The 16,408-nt window shown below is 65.1% G+C and carries 20 protein-coding genes; 2 read left to right on the top strand and 18 right to left on the bottom strand.

The features are described 5' to 3' along the window. Position 1: 1 nt before the first annotated feature. The 7 genes from rlmD to ASE26_RS02110 all read right to left on the bottom strand — a co-directional run bounded on the left by rlmD (position 2) and on the right by ASE26_RS02110 (position 6,691). Entirely contained in the window at positions 2-1,342 is a 1,341-nt protein-coding gene (gene rlmD, locus ASE26_RS02140; RefSeq protein ID WP_055931572.1) for a 23S rRNA (uracil(1939)-C(5))-methyltransferase RlmD, read from the bottom strand. Positions 1,343-1,409: 67 nt separating this feature from the next. Beyond that, the gene (gene rpoS / locus ASE26_RS02135) at positions 1,410-2,423 is read right to left on the bottom strand and encodes an RNA polymerase sigma factor RpoS (RefSeq protein WP_055931568.1); all 1,014 of its coding nucleotides are present in this window, start codon (positions 2,421-2,423) and stop codon (positions 1,410-1,412) included. Between the two features lie 10 nt (positions 2,424-2,433). Further along, entirely contained in the window at positions 2,434-3,324 is an 891-nt protein-coding gene (locus tag ASE26_RS02130) for a peptidoglycan DD-metalloendopeptidase family protein (RefSeq protein ID WP_055931565.1), read from the bottom strand. 16 nt (positions 3,325-3,340) lie between these two features. Next, complete coding sequence (locus ASE26_RS02125) at positions 3,341-4,222, bottom strand: protein-L-isoaspartate(D-aspartate) O-methyltransferase (protein WP_055931563.1); 882 nt, start codon at positions 4,220-4,222, stop codon at positions 3,341-3,343. Further along, positions 4,219-4,956 (bottom strand): 5'/3'-nucleotidase SurE, encoded by a 738-nt coding sequence (gene surE, locus ASE26_RS02120; protein WP_055931561.1) that lies wholly within the window; start codon positions 4,954-4,956, stop codon positions 4,219-4,221. Before surE ends, ASE26_RS02125 begins: the two co-directional genes overlap by 4 nt. 54 nt (positions 4,957-5,010) lie before the next feature. Further along, the gene (locus ASE26_RS02115) at positions 5,011-6,063 is read right to left on the bottom strand and encodes a KGGVGR-motif variant AAA ATPase (protein ID WP_057245505.1); all 1,053 of its coding nucleotides are present in this window, start codon (positions 6,061-6,063) and stop codon (positions 5,011-5,013) included. Between the two features lie 22 nt (positions 6,064-6,085). Beyond that, positions 6,086-6,691, bottom strand: a complete 606-nt coding sequence (locus ASE26_RS02110; RefSeq protein WP_055931556.1) for a toll/interleukin-1 receptor domain-containing protein — start codon at positions 6,689-6,691, stop codon at positions 6,086-6,088. 114 nt (positions 6,692-6,805) lie between these two features. Here ASE26_RS02110 and ASE26_RS02105 point away from each other — a divergent pair, with 114 nt between their 5' ends. After that, positions 6,806-7,780, top strand: coding sequence for an NADPH:quinone oxidoreductase family protein (locus tag ASE26_RS02105; protein WP_057245504.1), 975 nt, complete (start codon positions 6,806-6,808; stop codon positions 7,778-7,780). A 266-nt stretch (positions 7,781-8,046) separates the two neighbouring features. Here the strand turns inward: ASE26_RS02105 and ASE26_RS02100 are convergent, their stop codons facing one another. Genes ASE26_RS02100 through ASE26_RS02060 form a run of 9 tightly spaced genes read right to left on the bottom strand, consistent with a single transcriptional unit; the run spans position 8,047 to position 13,647 of the window. Further along, a complete protein-coding gene (locus tag ASE26_RS02100) occupies positions 8,047-8,433 on the bottom strand; it encodes a hypothetical protein (RefSeq protein WP_156409850.1) in 387 nt (128 codons plus the stop codon). A gap of 39 nt (positions 8,434-8,472) precedes the next feature. Further along, positions 8,473-9,207: a DUF899 domain-containing protein gene (locus ASE26_RS02095; protein ID WP_373922079.1), complete on the bottom strand. Its 735-nt coding sequence runs from the start codon at positions 9,205-9,207 to the stop codon at positions 8,473-8,475. A 2-nt stretch (positions 9,208-9,209) separates the two neighbouring features. Then, entirely contained in the window at positions 9,210-9,863 is a 654-nt protein-coding gene (locus ASE26_RS02090; RefSeq protein ID WP_055931544.1) for a glutaminyl-peptide cyclotransferase, read from the bottom strand. Positions 9,864-9,912: 49 nt separating this feature from the next. Beyond that, a complete protein-coding gene (locus ASE26_RS02085) occupies positions 9,913-11,124 on the bottom strand; it encodes a hypothetical protein (RefSeq protein ID WP_055931541.1) in 1,212 nt (403 codons plus the stop codon). Between the two features lie 6 nt (positions 11,125-11,130). Next, a complete protein-coding gene (locus ASE26_RS02080) occupies positions 11,131-11,598 on the bottom strand; it encodes a hypothetical protein (protein WP_200953798.1) in 468 nt (155 codons plus the stop codon). After that, entirely contained in the window at positions 11,595-11,957 is a 363-nt protein-coding gene (locus ASE26_RS02075; protein ID WP_055931538.1) for a GFA family protein, read from the bottom strand. Before ASE26_RS02075 ends, ASE26_RS02080 begins: the two co-directional genes overlap by 4 nt. Continuing rightward, a complete protein-coding gene (locus ASE26_RS02070) occupies positions 11,954-12,568 on the bottom strand; it encodes a DUF6683 family protein (RefSeq protein WP_229208102.1) in 615 nt (204 codons plus the stop codon). The genes ASE26_RS02075 and ASE26_RS02070 overlap by 4 nt, the downstream gene beginning before the upstream one ends. Positions 12,569-12,601: 33 nt before the next feature. Beyond that, entirely contained in the window at positions 12,602-12,985 is a 384-nt protein-coding gene (locus ASE26_RS02065) for a hypothetical protein (protein WP_055931531.1), read from the bottom strand. Continuing rightward, a complete protein-coding gene (locus ASE26_RS02060; protein WP_055931529.1) occupies positions 12,982-13,647 on the bottom strand; it encodes a DUF6683 family protein in 666 nt (221 codons plus the stop codon). Before ASE26_RS02060 ends, ASE26_RS02065 begins: the two co-directional genes overlap by 4 nt. Before the next feature lie 110 nt (positions 13,648-13,757). On the opposite strand from ASE26_RS02060, the gene ASE26_RS02055 reads away from it, so the two are divergent. Continuing rightward, complete coding sequence (locus tag ASE26_RS02055; protein ID WP_057245501.1) at positions 13,758-14,522, top strand: alpha/beta hydrolase; 765 nt, start codon at positions 13,758-13,760, stop codon at positions 14,520-14,522. On the opposite strand, the gene ASE26_RS02050 is transcribed toward ASE26_RS02055, so the two are convergent. Both ASE26_RS02050 and ASE26_RS02045 read right to left on the bottom strand, forming a co-directional pair. Next, positions 14,519-15,361, bottom strand: coding sequence for an alpha/beta hydrolase (locus tag ASE26_RS02050; protein WP_057245500.1), 843 nt, complete (start codon positions 15,359-15,361; stop codon positions 14,519-14,521). The genes ASE26_RS02055 and ASE26_RS02050 overlap by 4 nt on opposite strands. Beyond that, positions 15,358-16,401 (bottom strand): hypothetical protein, encoded by a 1,044-nt coding sequence (locus ASE26_RS02045; RefSeq protein ID WP_055931521.1) that lies wholly within the window; start codon positions 16,399-16,401, stop codon positions 15,358-15,360. Before ASE26_RS02045 ends, ASE26_RS02050 begins: the two co-directional genes overlap by 4 nt. Positions 16,402-16,408 lie beyond the last annotated feature (7 nt).

Genomic DNA, 16,408 nt, shown 5'->3' with positions numbered 1-16,408 from the left:
CTTAGGCCAGGTCGAACACCGCCATCGACTCCACGTGGGAGGTATGCGGGAACATGTTCATCACGCCGGCCTGTGACATGCGGTAGCCGGCACGGTGCACCAGCACGCCGGCATCGCGCGCCAGGGTCGATGGCGAGCAGGAAACGTAGACGATGCGCTTTGGCAGCATGTCCGGATTGCTTTCCTTCAGCTCGGCCAGCGCCAGCGACAAGGCCATGGCGCCATCGCGCGGCGGGTCGATCAGCATGCGGTCGAACTTGCCGAGGGCGAGCAGGTCGTCTTTGGTGATTTCGAACAGGTTGCGGCACTGGAAGGTGGTGTGGCCGTCGACGCCATTGACTTTGGCATTGGCCAGCGCGCGCTCGGTCAGCGCGGTCGAGCCTTCAATTCCCACCACCTCGCGCGCCTGGGTCGCCAGCGGCAGCGTGAAGTTGCCCAGGCCGCAGAACAGGTCGGCCACGCGCTCTTCCTTCTGCGCGTCCAGCAGGCGCAGCGCCTTGTGCACCAGCACGCGGTTGATGTGATGGTTCACCTGGGTGAAGTCGGTCGGCTTGAAGGGCATCTTGACGCCGAATTCCGGCAGCGTGTAATACAGCTCCTTGCCGGCCGGGTAGAACGGATAGGCGGTGTCCGGGCCTTTAGGCTGCAGCCACCACTGGATCTTGTACTCGTCGGCGAAAGCCTTCAGCTTGTCTTCGTCGCCCGCGCCCAGCGGCCCCATATTGCGCATCACCAGCACGGTATTGTCTTCGCCGACGGCCAGTTCGAGCTGCGGCACCTTGTCGAAGATGCTCAGCGAGTGGATCAGGGCGCGCAGCGGCATCAGCATGTCCGACACGTGCTTGGGCAGGATCTGGCAGCTTTGGATATCGGCCACGAACACCGATTTCTTTTCATGGAAGCCGACCAGCACCGTGCCCTTCTTGGCCACATAGCGCGAGGACAGGCGCGCGCGATAGCGGTAGCCCCAGGTCGGGCCGTACATCGGGCGCATCATGGTGTCGGACTTGACCTTGGACAGGTGCCACAGGTTGTCTTCCAGCACGCGCTGCTTGATCGCCACCTGGGCCGAAGCTTCCAGGTGCTGCATGGAGCAGCCGCCGCAGATCTCGAAGTGCTCGCACTTCGGCTTGACGCGCATCGACGATTCCTTGTGCAGCGCCGTCATGCGGCCCTGCTCCCAGTTCTTCTTCTTCTTCTGCAGTTCGAAGCTGACTTTTTCACCCGGCAGCGCGCCTTCGATGAAAACGACCTTGCCCGGCGAGCCGTCTTCGTTCTCGATGTGGCCAACGCCACGGGCATCCATGTCCAGGGATTTGATTTCGACGATAGTGTCTTGCATAGCGGTTAAGGTTGCAGCCGGCGCGTTGCGCGCCCAAAGCCCGCTATGATAGCAGAGAAGCTGCCTCTTAAAGCAGCGAATCGCGGACCACGCCGCGCGCCGCCATGGCCCGCTTCAGCTTGACCAGCGCCTCCTGCTGGATCTGGCGCACCCGCTCGCGCGTCACGCCCATTTCCTCGGCCAGGGTCTCCAGGGTGGCGGGATCGTCGTTATCCAGCCCGAAGCGGCGCATGATGACGATGCGCTGCTTGTCCGGCAGCTTGGTAAGCCAGTCGCGCACCAGCACCGTCATTTCGTGGTGCTCGGCGCGCGCATCGGGCGCATCCTCGGAATCGCCCGGCAGCATGTCCATCAATGAAGACTGGGGATCGTTATCCAGCGGCGCATCGAGCGAGGTGGCATGCTCGGATAAGGCCAGGATGTCCTGCACCTCCTCCACCGGCCGCCCCACCAGGTCGGCGATGTCCTCCGCCGTGGCGTCCTTGCCATTGTGGTGCTGCGCCTCCAGGTGGTACTTCCCGCGCAGGATCTGGTTCAGTTCACGCACCATATGCACCGGCAGGCGCACCGTGCGCGCCTGGTTCATGATGGCGCGCTCGATGCTCTGGCGGATCCACCAGGTGGCATAGGTGGAAAAGCGGAAACCGCGCTCCGGTTCGAACTTGTCGATGGCGCGCATCAGGCCGATATTGCCCTCCTCGATCATGTCGAGCAGGACCACGCCGCGGTTGATGTAGTGCTTGGCGATCGACACCACCAGCCGCAGGTTATGCTCGATCATGGTCTGGCGCGCGGAGAAATCGCCCTGCTTGGCCAAAGTCGCGAAATGCACCTCCTGCGGCGCCGTCAGCAAGGGACGGGTGCCGATCTGGTTCAGGTAGTGCTGGGTGGTGTCGGTGGAGAGCTCCGCCGCCAGCACTTTTTTCAGCTCGTCGACGGTTTCGATGACGGCACTGCTGCCCTCCACCGCAACCTCGCCGTCCGACTCCATGGAATCGATGGCTACTTCATCGACCGGCTCGTCCGGGAATTCCTCAGGAATCGAGTCGTCTTCCAGTTGGTCATTCGGCGAGCGTGTCATGGGTGCTTATCTAGCGGTTAGGCAGGAATTTCGATGGATCCACCGGCTTGCCCTGCTGCCTTATTTCAAAGTGCAGCTTGACCGTGTCGGTATCGGAGTCCCCCATTTCAGCAATTGCCTGGCCCCTGCGCACTTCCTGCCCCTCCTTCACCAGGATGGAGCGGTTATGGGCATAGGCCGACAACAGGCTGTTACTGTGCTTCACAATGACGAGATTACCATATCCGCGGATGCCGCTACCGGCATACATCACTTTTCCTCGTTCGGCTGCCAACACTTGTTGCCCGGAGCGGCCGGCAATGTCGATACCCTTGTTCTTGCCTTCATCAAACTGGGCCACCACGCGGCCATCGGAAGGCCAGGTCCACGACAGGTCGCGGTCTTCCGCGCTGACTGCCGCCGCCACAGCCGGCACCGGGACCGGCGCCGCGCTGGCCACCTGGGCCGGTTTTTCCGGGCGCTCGTCGGTTTTCTGCAAATCCGCCACCGCGGCATCGGAATATGGACGCTTCTCCCCCTTCGGCGCCGACTTGCGCGGCGGCGGCGGGGTTTTCTCGATCTGCGGCGGGGTCGGCACGGCGGCCACTTGCACCCCTTCCGGCTGCGTCAGGCGCAATACCTGGTCGACCTTGATATCGTCCGGGTTGGCCAGGTTGTTCCAGGCCGCCAGGTCGCGGTAGTTCAGGCCGCGGTCGAAGGCGATGCGGATCAGGGTGTCGCCCTTGTGGACGGTGTAGTAGCCTTCCTTGTCTTTCGCTGGCTCCTCCGAGGCCGGTTTCGGCGACGTCGGCGCCAGCGGCGTCGAGCGATCCTCGACCGGGGCCGGCTGCGTCATGGTTTCACATGCGGTCAGCATGACCAGCGAGGCGGCCATCAGGAAAAGGGAATATTTCTTCGTCATTCTATTGATCTGTGTGTTAAACGGTGCCAGGGCGCAGCGGCACAAAATGGCAGTCTTCCAGCGTCTGGCGCACCCATTCGTTCTTGCTGACACGGGTCACCAGTTCGAGATGCTGGGTGCGAGCCCCGACCGGAGCGACCAGGCGGCCGCCGATATTCAGTTGATCCAGCAAGGCCTGCGGCACTTCCAGGCCGGCGGCGGCAAGGATGATGCCATCGAAAGGCGCCGCCTGCGGCAAGCCTAGCATACCATCTCCGTAGTGCAAACGCAGGTTCGGCACCCGCATCGGGCGCAAGTTGGCCTTGGCCAGTTCGTGCAGGGACTTGATACGCTCGATCGAATACACCTCTTTCGCCACGCAGGCCAGCACCGCCGCCTGGTAGCCGCAGCCGGTGCCGATTTCCAGCACGCGGTGCACATCCTGCCCGGCGCGCATCACCTCGATCATGCGCGCCACGATATAAGGCTGGGAGATGGTCTGGTGGTGGCCGATCGGCAGCGATGCGTCGATGTAGGCCTGGGGCGCCAGGCCTTCGTCCATGAACATATGGCGCGGCACGGTGTCGAGCGCGCCCAGCACCACCGGGTCGCTGACGCCCTGCTTGGCCACCCGCTGCACCATGGCGCGGCGCACCCCGTCCGACACCAGGGCATTCTGGCGCGGCGCCGGCATCGAGCCAAGCTGCACCTGGGCGCGCTCCTGGGCGTAGGAATGAGCGCGCGAAGGCGAGGCAACCGGCTGCGGGCGCCAGCCGCCGGCGTTGGCAGCGGCCGTGCGCGCGGCGTTCTGGGTTGCGGTTTGTGGCGTGGCCACGGTGTTGTAGACCGGCTTCTTCGCCGGGCTCTTGTCGGTAACGGATGACAGGGGCAGCGGGAAAGTGCGGGTCTTTTCGCTCATGCGATGGCCTTTGCCAGGGAATCGAGTTGTTGGCGATGGGTCAGGTCGATCTGCAAAGGCGTCAGCGACACGCGGCCATTGGCAACTGCATGGAAGTCGGTGCCCTCGCCGGCATCCTTGCAGGCGCCGGGCGGGCCGATCCAGTAGATTTCGCGGCCGCGCGGGTCGAGCGCCTTGACCACGGGTTCGGCCTGGTGGCGGCGGCCCAGGCGGGTCGGCGTCAGTGCCCCCAGCTGCTCATACGGCAGGTTGGGGATGTTCACGTTCAGCAGGTAGGGCCGCTCCAGCAATTCCAGGTAGCGCTGCACCAGGTCGCGCGCCACGCGGGCGGCGGCATCGACATTGGCCCAGCCGTAGGAGCCCTGCGAAAAGGCCATGGCCGGCACGCCGAACAGGTAGCCTTCGGTGGCGGCGGCCACGGTGCCCGAGTACAGGGTGTCGTCGCCCATATTGGGGCCGTTGTTAATGCCCGACACCACCAGGTCCGGCACATGGTCGAGCAAGCCGGTCAGCGCCACGTGGACGCAATCGGTCGGCGTTCCATTGACAAAATAGAAACCATTGGCCGCCTGGTGCACCGACAAGGGACGGTCCAGCGTCAGGGAATTGGAGGCGCCGGAGCGGTTGCTGTCGGGCGCCACAACCACGATATCGGCAATAGGCTGCAGGGCTTCTGCCAGCGCATTGATGCCAGGCGCCAGGTAGCCGTCGTCGTTACTGATAAGGATTCTCATACAGGGAATTTTACCTGAAGCAACGACTGGCGCAGCGCGCCGGCGCAGACAAATTTATATCGCCGCCGGCATTGGCCAGTAGACGGTGCGTTCCTGCTCGAGCGGCAAGGCATGGTGGTGGTTGAGGGTGGCCGGTGCGGCTTGGGGCAGGCGCTGCCAGGGGCAGAGCCCTTCGGAAAACCATTGCATGAATGCTGAATAACCTTGCTGCAGGGCCAAAGCCGGCAGCGGCTCGCCGCAAGCCAGGCTGGCGCAGTGCGGCAGTTGCACCGCATCGAAATAGGCTTCCAGCGACAGCCAGGGCAAGCCGTAGGCCTGGCCCAGCAGGCCTTCGAACAGGGGCTGGTAGCCGCCCGCCCCATCCGCTCCGCGCCGCCAGAGCGTGCATTGCCCCTCGTTCGAAGTATCGATGCGCGATGGCAGCGGGTAGACCAGCAAAGGCCGCTGTTCGTCCTCATGGCAGCTGCGGTAGCCGGTGGCGCGCGACACCAGGTCCTGCAAGCCATCCAGGTTCTGCCGGTTCGGCGCAAACACCAGCACCAGCCGCGTCGGCAGCAGCGTGGTGCAGATGGCCGCGCAGTCGGCGCGCCCGCTGCGGGCGTCGACCAGCACATGGCCGAAATGGCGCGCCAGGCGCGCGGCAAACGTGCGGAACAGCGCGGGGCATGCGTCGAACAGGCTTTGCCAGTCCAGCATTGCCGCACGTTCCGCATGGCTGCCGTCGCACCGCCCGGCGCGCAGCAGCCAGAGTGGCCGGTCATCGCATGCCCTGACCAGGTACTGCTCCCAACGGAGCGCGTCGACCACCGCATCGGCCAGCGCCTGCTCGCTGGCGTAGCGGCCGACGCGCTCCTGGAGCTGGTCGCGGCATTCCTCGAACAGCTCCAGCACGCCCGCGGCCTGCGCGGCGCCGGGGAAGTAGTAATGCAGGCCGGGGGCTTCCAGGTCCCAGTCGACCAGCAATACCGGCGCCGTACGGCGGCAAGCCAGCATGTGCCCAAGGTTGGCCAGCGCCATGGTGCGGCCTGCGCCGCCTTTGTACGAGTAGAAAGTGGTGACTTCGCCGGCTGCGGGCAGCTCTGGCAGGTGCAGGCGTAGGTGATCCATGGCGCTCTCTCAGTGGATTTTTCTAGCGTGGGAAATGCGGTGGGGCCGGCGGGCGCCATTCCGGCGGTACCGGCGGCAGCACGAACTGCCTGCAGTCGTGGCCGGGCGGGATGCTCGCCTTCACGCAGTGGTAATGCATCGTGATGCGGTCCACGATGCGCCGGATATCGGGCAGGAAATCGGGGTTGGTCTTCAAGTCCCCGGTTGCCAGCGTGTAGCGCGAAAAATCGACATACATGCCGGGCTCGCTGATCTGGCGCGGCAGGTTCAGTGGATGGCGGGTCATGATGACGGGAATGATCAGGTGGCTGGGCAGCTCGTACCAGCCACTGCGCTCAGCCTCGATCATCTGCATGGCCGCGAATTCGCGCCGGGTATACGGGTGCGCCTCGTACTTCGGGGTGTAGATCACAATCATCGTGGCGCTCTGGCACATGGCCAGGGCGAGGCGGCGCTCGATATCGTCCCCGCCGCCCAGCTGCTCGCTATCGACAAAGAGTTCGGTCTCGTTGTCGAAATGGGGCTCAAGATAGCACTTCAGGGCATCGACCAGGTCGTCCTTGAAGTGGCTCATATATGCGTGCTGGCCATGCGCGTAACTGAAAAAGCAGCCGTACCGGATACTCATGGCAATCGCCTCCCCTGCCAGCCAAATGTATCCCCGGCGCGGGCGCTGAACTTTGTGCAGGCGCAAAGTGATCTCGGGCATAATCGTACGATCGTTCGATAAGGAGACTGTGACATGAAGGCTATCGTTTGCAAGGAGTGGGGTCTGCCCGACACGCTGGTGCTGGAAGAAGTGCCCGACCCGCAGCCCGGCCCGGGCCAGGTGGTGCTGCAGGTGATGGCAGCCGCCGTCAACTTCCCCGATGTGCTGATCATCCAGGGCAAGTACCAGTACCAGCCCACCCTGCCCTTCACGCCGGGCAATGAAGTTTCAGGCGTGGTGCTGTCGGTTGGCGAAGGCGTGCAGGGCTTCAAGCCGGGCGACAAGGCAATTGCCTTCTCCGCCCATGGCGGCTTTGCCGAACAACTGCTGGTGCCCGCGGCTTCGCTGATGCCGATGCCGCCGGGGATGGATTTCGATACGGCCGCAGCAATCACCCTGACCTACGGCACCTCGCACCACGCGGTGGTGGACCGCGCCCTGTTGAAGGCCGGCGAGACCATGCTGGTGCTGGGCGCCGCCGGCGGCGTCGGGCTGGCCGCAATCGAGATCGGCAAGGCGCTCGGCGCGCGCGTGATTGCCGCCGCTTCCAGCGAAGAAAAGCTGGCGGTGTGCAAAGAGCATGGCGCCGATGTCCTGATCAACTACAGCAGCGGCGACCTGCGCGAGGCGATCAAAGCCGCCACCGATGGCAAAGGCCCGGACGTGATTTACGACCCGGTTGGCGGCGAGTATGCCGAACCTGCCTTCCGCTCGATCGGCTGGCGCGGTCGCTACCTGGTAGTGGGCTTTGCCAACGGCGAAATCCCCAAGCTGCCTTTGAACCCGGCGCTGCTGAAAGGCGCTTCACTGACGGGCGTGTTCTGGGGCGAATTCGTCAAGCGCGAGCCAAAGGCCAACCTGGCGGGCATGATGCAGCTACTGGGCTGGCTGGGCGAAGGCAGGATCCGCCCGCACATTTCCGCGCGCTATTCGCTGGCGGACACGCCGCAGGCCCTGAACGCCATGGCGGCGCGCAAAGTGACGGGTAAGGTGATCATCAAGCCCTGACCGGGCTACTTCTTTTTCGCGCCGCGCAGTTGCTCAAGCGCGGTACATGCGCCAGCCCTGCATATCCGCCTCCAAAGGCACGCCGGGGGGGCCTGGATTGAATAATCGACCATCCCGTTCTGCGCGGCGGACTTTTTCTCAAGTACGTCACTCAGCTGCAAGGTCACCTTGTCTTTTTGCGCGAGTACCGTCTTTCCAGCGGAGGTTTGCCGGACAGTCTATGGCTTGTGCGGCAGGAAGTACTGCCAGGAGAAGCAAGGTGCATATCATGCGCATGGTGTCGCGAGCCGTTTTGTCAAGAAAAAGGCGATATATGCAATGACGCCGTTTGCTGCGAGCATAACCGCCATGTGGCTACCCATCGCGCCCAGGGCAAGCAGCGCCGGCCCCACTGCGCCGCGCCCGCAGATCGTCATCAGGGACGGCATCAGCACGTAGCCGGCGCCGTGGGCAGTGGACATGATAAAGGTCCACAGCGCCATGCCCACCGGCCCCGCCAACGCATGCCCCCGGCGCAAGCGGCAAGCCAGTGCAACGAGGAGCAGGACGCCGGCTCCCCATTGCATTGCGGGCCGGTCCAGCGGCAGCCGGAAGGCTACCGCCGCTGCCACTGCGGCCATCGATGCCAGATGGCCGCAGGCGATCGCGGACACGGCCCTCCAGGGCCGAAAGCCAGGCATGGCTTCCCCGCTTCAGCCGTGGGAGCAGCAGGAGCCGGCGGCCGGCGCCTGCTGGTAGCTGTCGTGGTGTTTCACCCAGGCCATCGTGTAGGGCAAGCCTTCCTCGTGCCGCCCCAGCGGCGTGATATCGAGGAAACGATAGGTGTGCATCATCACTTCCACGCCGCGGCCGAAGGTCGAATAGGTGTGGTAGACCACGCCCGCGTCGTCCTTGTAGAACACGCTGACGCCAGGCGCGTCTTCAAACGGGAATGCCTGCCCGGTGTAGTTGTAATAGACCTCGCCTGCGGCCATTTCTTCCGGCGCGAAGCTGACGTGGAAGTCGTAATTGAAATCGCTTGCGCCGGAGGACACCCACTTGAACTGCCAGCCCATGTCCCGGCGCATGCGCTCAAGGCTGGCCAGCGGTGCGCGCGACACCGCCACCAGGCTGACGTCGCGCTGCGCCAGGTGCGACAGCGCGCCGTCGGTATGGTCGGCCATGTAGGAGCAGTGCGCGCAGCCCCGCTCCTCCCCTGGCGCAAACATGAAGTGCTGCACAACTAGCTGGCTGCGCCCTTCGAACAGGTCGGACAGCGAACGCTTGCCCTGCGGCGTATCGAACACATACTGCTTGTCCACGCGCACCCAGGGCAGCGCGCGGCGGGCGCTGGCCAGCTGGTCCTGCTGGCGCATCAGTTCCTTCTCGCGCACCAGCAATTCCTTGCGCTGCGCAACCCATTGCTCTTGATTGACGACGGTATTCATGATCATGCTCCCCGCGGGCGGCGCACTGCGCGCACCTTGCCGCTGTTCTCGCCGCCTGCATAGAACAAGCCGGCGCCATCGGATTCCAGGCCGCTGACGAACACGCCGGGCGGCATTTCCAGCAGCTCCAGCACGGCGCCGCTCTGCGGGTCAACGCGCCGGATGTCGCTTTGCTCGCCCTCCCAGGTGCCGTGCCACAGCTCGCCGTCCACCCACGTCACGCCGGTGACGAAGCGGTTCGATTCAACCGTGCGGATTACCGCGCCGGTCTCGGGATCGATCTGGTGGATCTTGCGGTCGCGGTATTGCCCCACCCACAGGCTGCCTTCCGCCCAGGCCAGGCCGGAATCGCCGCCCTTGCCGGGCGCCGGGATCGACGACAGCACCGTGCCGCTGGCCGGATCGATCTTGTTGATCCGCTCCGCCGCGATCTGGTACAGGAACTTGCCGTCGAATGCCGTCCCCGCGTCGGCGGCCAGTTCCAGGGTCCGTGCCGGCTTGCCGTTTTCCGGATCGAAGCCGATCAGGCGGGCGCCGGTGGCCGCCCATACCAGATGGCCGTCGTAGGTCACGCCGCCGACCTTGCTCACGCCCTCGAACGGGCCGTACTCGCGCAGGACTTCAGCCTTGCGCACCTTGTTTGAATTGAGAGTCATTGCCTTGCTCCTTATGAGGCGCGCCGTTGATCGGCGCCGCAAGTGAACTTTATTCCAATGGCAGCGCGGAAGGGAGTAACAAGATTGTCGTGAATCCGGCCAGCGGCGGCGCCAGCCAGCGCCGGGTGCGGGCATGACCGATCGAGCGCACACGCCCGGCCGCTTCCAGCTCTGCCAGCGCGCGCTGCACGGTGCGCTGGCTGGCGTCCAGCGCCAGCGCCAGCGCTGAGGTCGACCAGGCGGCTCCGTCCGACAGCAGCGCCAGCAGCGACGCCTGCTCGCCATCGATGGGCGGCTCCAGCACGGCCAGCACGCTGCCATTCAGGGTCCGCATCGCAAAGCCGAGCGGCGTGGCGTCAATGCTGGCAAGGCCTTTGACCAGAGCACGCAGGCGGCCGATCTCGACCCGCAGCCGTGCGCGGTGGGTTTCGTCGGGTCGGCGGATATTGAAGGCCTGTTCGATCAGCAAGTCGCGACCGGCTTCCCCCGGCCAGGCCTCGGCCAGGGTACGGGCCAGCACGAACAGCACGGGTCTGCGCGCCAGCGGGCGCCAGGTGCCGCCGCCACCCAGACCGCGCCGGCAGGCGTCCAGCACCAGCGTGCCGGACGCCTGCAGCGCAGCCACCTCGTCGAGCGACATCTCGCCGCCGCCATGCCGTCGCGCGGCAGGACGCTGCAGCGCGGCGCCAGCTTCCATTACTTCGGCCAGCAGCTCCGGTACCCCCGAGCGCGCGGCGGCCGCCTGCGCATTTACCAGCGCCGCCCGGGCCTGCGCCGGGCGCAGCGAACGCATGGCCAGTTCGGCTGCCGCCAGCTGCGCCACTGCGGCCAGGGCCGGAGTCAGGGCCCGGATATCGAGTCGGGACAGTTCCGCGGCGGCGGCCTGCAGGCGGCCGAGCAGAAGGAGTTTTCTGGCGGCGATCAGGCGCGCCTGCAGCGCATTGCCATAGTCGCCATGCGCTTCCAGCACCGCCAGCGCCGCCGCCAGCACGCGCGGTGGGCCGCCGAAGTCGCGCATCGCCATCGCCACTTCGGCCTCGGCAACGACGCAGCGGGCACGGGCCAGTTCTTCATGCGCACCGAAGCCGCGCGCAGCGCGGCGCAGCAAGTCGCGCGCCTTGGCGAAATCGCCCAGCCGCGCCATGGCGATGCCGCGCAAGGCCAGCGCAGGCGGATCTGCACGCAGGGCGACATGCTTCAGGGCGCCCAGCACATCACCGCTGGCAAGGGAGCGGGCCGACGCGGTGATCAGGGAGTCCATCGCAGTTCAGGTCCTGAGCACGCGCGACGCCGCCGCACGCAACAGGATGCGCGAATAGAGCTTATGGAAACCAAGCAGCGCGCGAAACACGCCCCCCTGCCGCGATCGCACGACGGCCGAACCGAAGTACAGCCGCGTGCCCTGCCCGGCCGGCAAGGCCATCAGCCATGAGCGCGTGCTGCCGGCGTAATCGCACATCAGCAATTGGCCGGGCGCCCGCCCCTCCACCGACCAGGCGGCGAACTGCTGGCGCTGGCCGCTCGCCAGCTCGCGCGCTTCCGCATCGCGCGAAGGGCGCGCGACGAACAACGCCAGCAGCAGGCGCTCCAGCTTGAATACGGCCGACGTGTAGAAAGCTTCGACAAACGCCGCATGCGGCACCTGGCCCGGCACGTCGATGGCGAAACAATCGGTATAGGCGCCCTGCTCGCGGTAGCGCTGCAGCAAGGCGTCCTGCGGCAGGTCGGCGATCACAAGTAGGTCCAGCTGGCGGCGCCGTCGAACTTGCGCACTTCCAGCGCAGCGACAACTTCAGGTGCGAAGTTGGCCATATTGACGCCCATGCGGCCGTCGCCGTTCGGCTGCAGCGACTTCCAATGCGTGACGCAGCCGCAAGACCGGCAGCGCACCGTGCGCAGCGACTTGTCGCCCCAGACGTAATCCTCGGTGTGCGCCGGATCGCCCCCGACGCGAACCGCTTCTTCCGGGTAGAAGGCCCACAGGGCACGCGTGCGGCGGCAGATCGAGCAGTTGCAGTCGATCAGGTATGCCGGAGCATCGGGTACCTCGATCGTGATAGTGCCGCAGTGGCAGGAACCGTTAAGGATGGTCATTTGACAAGGATAACACCTCGCTCGTCGGTCTGCAGGCGCTCGGGGTCCGTCCCCAGGACCAGCTTCAGGTTTTCGCGCGCGCTGTCGCGCAGGTTGGCAGCCACATTATCCGGCTGCGCCTTTTGCTGCTGCGACTTATAGGCCAGCGCCATGAAGGCACCCACCATGGCACTCTTTTCGTACAGGTTGCGGATCGTTTCCGCGCTTTGCTGCTCGGCCACTGCCGCGAATTGCGCATCCTGTACTTCACGATTGGCGAACACCATGCAATTGCCGACGATGAAGGCGGCCATCGCACCATCCAGGTCGTCGCGCAGCCAGCCCATTTTGGCGGCGATCTGCTGGTAGATGTCCATGCTTTGCCGGAAAGCCTCGGCCATTGCAGCCTGGCTCGATGGCGGGAACACCCTGGCCAGCTCCCGCGCATTGCGCTGTACCGCCGGCGGCGCATCCAGACGCGCCGGCTTGCTGCGCGAACGGCTGCCCGTGTTCATCGAATTGTTGTTCATCACCGCCATATTGGCGAAGTTGATCATCGGCGCTGTCGTCATCGAGTAATCGGGTCCCAAGCCCACGAAACCCTGTGCCTGGGCCGCCGATGCCTCAAGCATTGCGGCGCACAACATGGCACGCAGCAGGCGCCCTCATGCGCTCATCACCTGGCTGGGCAGCAAGTCGGACATATTCTCCGCCACGCTGCGGGCATTGAAGCAGCGGAAGCGGAACTCGCCGCCATCTTCCAGTTCAACCACCACGATGCCGGTCAGGATGCCGAATACGCGCCGCACCGAACGCACGTCGCGCAGGGGGATATGCACCGGCTGCAAATCATCATGCACCGCCTTGTTCATGATGTTCGGAATCCAGTCCAGCGCGTCGGCCGACACGGTGACGATACCGCCGACCCATAAGCCGCCGATGGCGGCGCCTATTGCTTCGACACTGCGCCCCGCTGCCCCGCCGATGCGGCGATTGACCACCGCATCGGTGATGAAGGCATTGCACATCTTCTTGATGAAGATCGTCATTGGAACCTCATGCCGTTTTTGTCGATTGACAGGTTGCCCGGATCGCCTTTCAACACCAGCTGCAGGTTTTCGCGCGCCGCGTTGCGCATGTTTTCATGGACGACCGGCGGCTGCGGCTGCTGCTGGTGCGATTTATAGGCCAGCGCCATGAAGGCGCCGATCATGGCGCTTTGCTCGAAGACGTCGCGCACCTTGTCCGCCTCGTTGCGGTCATTGATGTTCTGCAGCCTGTCCTGTGCGCGGATCTGCCTGGCGACGGCGTTGAAGTCTTCGTCCGAAACTTCGGTGTTTTTCAACACCATGTAATTCCCGACCAGGAAAGCCGCCAGCCCGCCGGCCATGTCGCGCGGAGTCCAGCCCATTTTCTTTTCGACCTGGAGATAGACGTCCATGCTTTGCACATAGACTTTCTCCATCTCCGCGCGCTTATCGGCCGCGAAGTGCTGGGCAAGCTTGTGCGCGTTGGCCTGCACGGCTGGTTTCGATTTCGGCAGGATTGGCGGGGCCTTCTTCGCATTGGCGGCGGAAGGAACCGGGATGCGCAAATCCGGCTGCGGCCAGACCACAACGTTATCGTAGCTCATGCCATAGCCGCAACATTGGCTTTGCGCGGCGGGCGCCAGCGCAGTCGCCAGCACGCCCAGGATCAACTTGCACTTCATCGCGTCACCTCGACTTTTGCGTAAAATGTTGTCGGAGAATATACAATTTCAGGCAATGCGCCAATTGAATCAAGGTGCGTGAAAGTCACTCGGCACAGGAGGATTGTCCCATGGAGATTCGCACGCTGGCATTGCTTGCCCTCGCGCTGCACGGCGTAGTGCAGGCTGGTGAAGTCCTGCTGGATATCCCGACGCGGCCCGGCGCCACCGTGCGCGTGCTGGAGATGACTGGCGAGCACGCGGTCGGCCACGTCGTGCTCTACCTGGCGGGCGGCTCGGGCCAGCGCGGGCTGCAGGGCGCCTGGCCTGGCAGCCTGCCTGCCGATCCGGATACCTTGTTCGGTGCACAGCGCCAGATGGCGCAACAGATAGGAGCGATGGTGGCGCTGGACACCGCCAGCGACCATGAGGTGCTGGATATCGACAGTCGCCAGGGCGCCGCGCACCGGCAGGATATCGCCGCCGTGGTCGACTTCATGCGCAAGCGCCACCCGCAGGCGCGCATGGTCCTGATGGGCAGCAGCGACGGCGCCTTCTCGGCCGCCTATGCCGCGAACCGCCTGCCCGCTGTCGATGCCGTGGTGCTGGTCAATGGCAGCGCCGAGGCCTGGGCCGAAGTGCCGCACCTCAAAATTCCCGTGCTCGGCGTGCATCACCGCCGCGACGCCTGCCTGCCCTTTCGCGACAGCTATCGGAAAGCGCGCTTCTTTCCGCTGATCGCTGTCGACAGCGAAGCCTTCCCGCCGGTCCATGCCGGCACCCGCCGCGACTGCAGCCGTGAAAGCGCACACGGCCTGCAGGGCCAGCGCTCGCAAGTCTATCGGGCGATCGGCAACTGGCTCCTGAGCGGTCAGGTGGCGCCGGAACTGCACTAGCCCGGCGCAGCTCGCAGCGTATCGAGGAAGCGCAGCAGGCGAAGCCGGTATTCGGCCGGATGGAATCGGTAAAGGTCTTCGTGGGCTGCGCCCTCGACCAGCCAAAGGGTTTTCGCTCCGCCCGCCGCTTCGAACATATGCCGCGTTTCTGCCGGCGGAGTCTGGCTGTCGCGCGTGCCGCCAGCCACCAGCACAGGCGCCCGCACCCTGCTGATGGCCTGGACAGGGCGCAGTTCCTCGCGCCCTACGCCTGTGCGCAAGGGAAGCTGCCAGTAAAGGAGTGGCGCAGCAAGACGCCCCACAGCCCCGAAGCGGACTGCGAGCCGGTTGGCGACGGCGTCTTCTATGGTGGGATAGACCGATTCAAGCACGAATCCATCGGCCGCCACCGGGCCTTTGCCCAACAGGGCTGCGGCGCCGCCCAATGACTGGCCGATGACGGCCACGGTCGCACATCCCTGGGCGCGCAAATAGGCAACCCCATTGCGGGCGTCGGCAGCCTCGCGGTGGCCGAATGTAATCATCTCGCCTGGCGTCTCGCCATGCGCTTGCAGGTCAATTGCGAGGGCGGTCCAGCTGGCGTCACGCAGGAACGCGGCGCGCTCCGCCATCGCGCGCCGGTCGCCGCGGATGCCATGCATCAGCAGTACGCAGCGTGTCGCGCCGGGCGCGCGCAGCAGGGAGCCGTGCGTCCCGCCAGCCAGCACCCGCTCGAAGCCAAGGGCCGCCGGCATGGCGACCGGATGATTGACCGGCTGGGAGAGCGCCCAGCCGACCGCCCACAGGCCGAGCAGCGCGCCAGCGGAAAACAGGAGTGCAAGCGCGTTGCGCAGCTTCACGCGGCGCGGCGTTCGACCAGCAGGCGCACGGGACCAGGCAGCAATTGGCGCAGGCTGGCGCCGATCCGCGCTTCGCGGCGCTGCCAGAACACGCCGGCGGCGATGATGGCAATGCCGATCGCAGTCAGTGCGACCGGGAACAGCAGGCTGTCGCGGAAAACGGTGTAAGACAAGTGGCCCAGGTAGCCAGCAAGGCCAAAGCCGCCGAATACCGCGAACACGCGGCGCGACAAGGCGGCGCCGAGACCGATCATCACGACGTTGATCAGGCAATAGACCAGCTTGCCGAACTCGCTGCCCGAGTCCATCGAAGACAAGGCGCCCCAGAACGCCAATACGCCCCAGATGTACAGCCAGAACGCATAATCCTTGCTGCTGCGGTTGCGCAGGTCGATCCACAGCGCGACCAGCGTCATGCCGACACCAAACACCGCCGAGATGATTTTGCCTTCACGGGAAAACAGGCCGTAATGGCCAAGCAGCATTTCGGCCACATCCATGCTCATGTACCACAGGGTCACCGCCAGCGGCATCACGGTGAACGGCATACGGTAGCGCCACAGCACCACCGCCCCGGCAGCCAGCGTGGCCAGCTCCATGAAGATCCAGCGCCAGTCGACGTAGTAGTGGTAGTTGCGATACGAACTGCCGGCTTCGCCGCCTGCCCACAGGCCGAGCATATGCTGCAGGCCATAGACCGCCAGCGGCACCAGCGCCACCGCGAACGCGGCCAGCACGCCCGCAGGCAGCACCAGGCCGCGCACGCGCAGCCATTCGACCGCGCCCAGCGCCGCCGCCATATAGCAAAGGGAGATGAACAGCAGGCCGGTGCCGCCGAACGACTCCCAGCCCAGCGTCATGAACAGCGACATGGCGCCGATGGCGATCAAGCCGCCCAGGTAATACAGGATGTGCGCCGGCTTGAAACCCGGCGTATGCTGCTCACGCTCCACCAGGAACTGCCACAGCCGCCCTGCCTGGCCTTCATCCAGCAGGCCCCGGCCTGCGGCTTCGTCCAACATTGCGCGTGTCAACTTCATTGACTCT

The organism is Duganella sp. Root198D2, from assembly GCF_001428585.1.
Lineage (GTDB): Bacteria > Pseudomonadota > Gammaproteobacteria > Burkholderiales > Burkholderiaceae_D > Rugamonas.
Note: the sequence above shows the minus strand (reverse complement) of the source record. Positions and strands in the feature narration are given on the sequence as shown.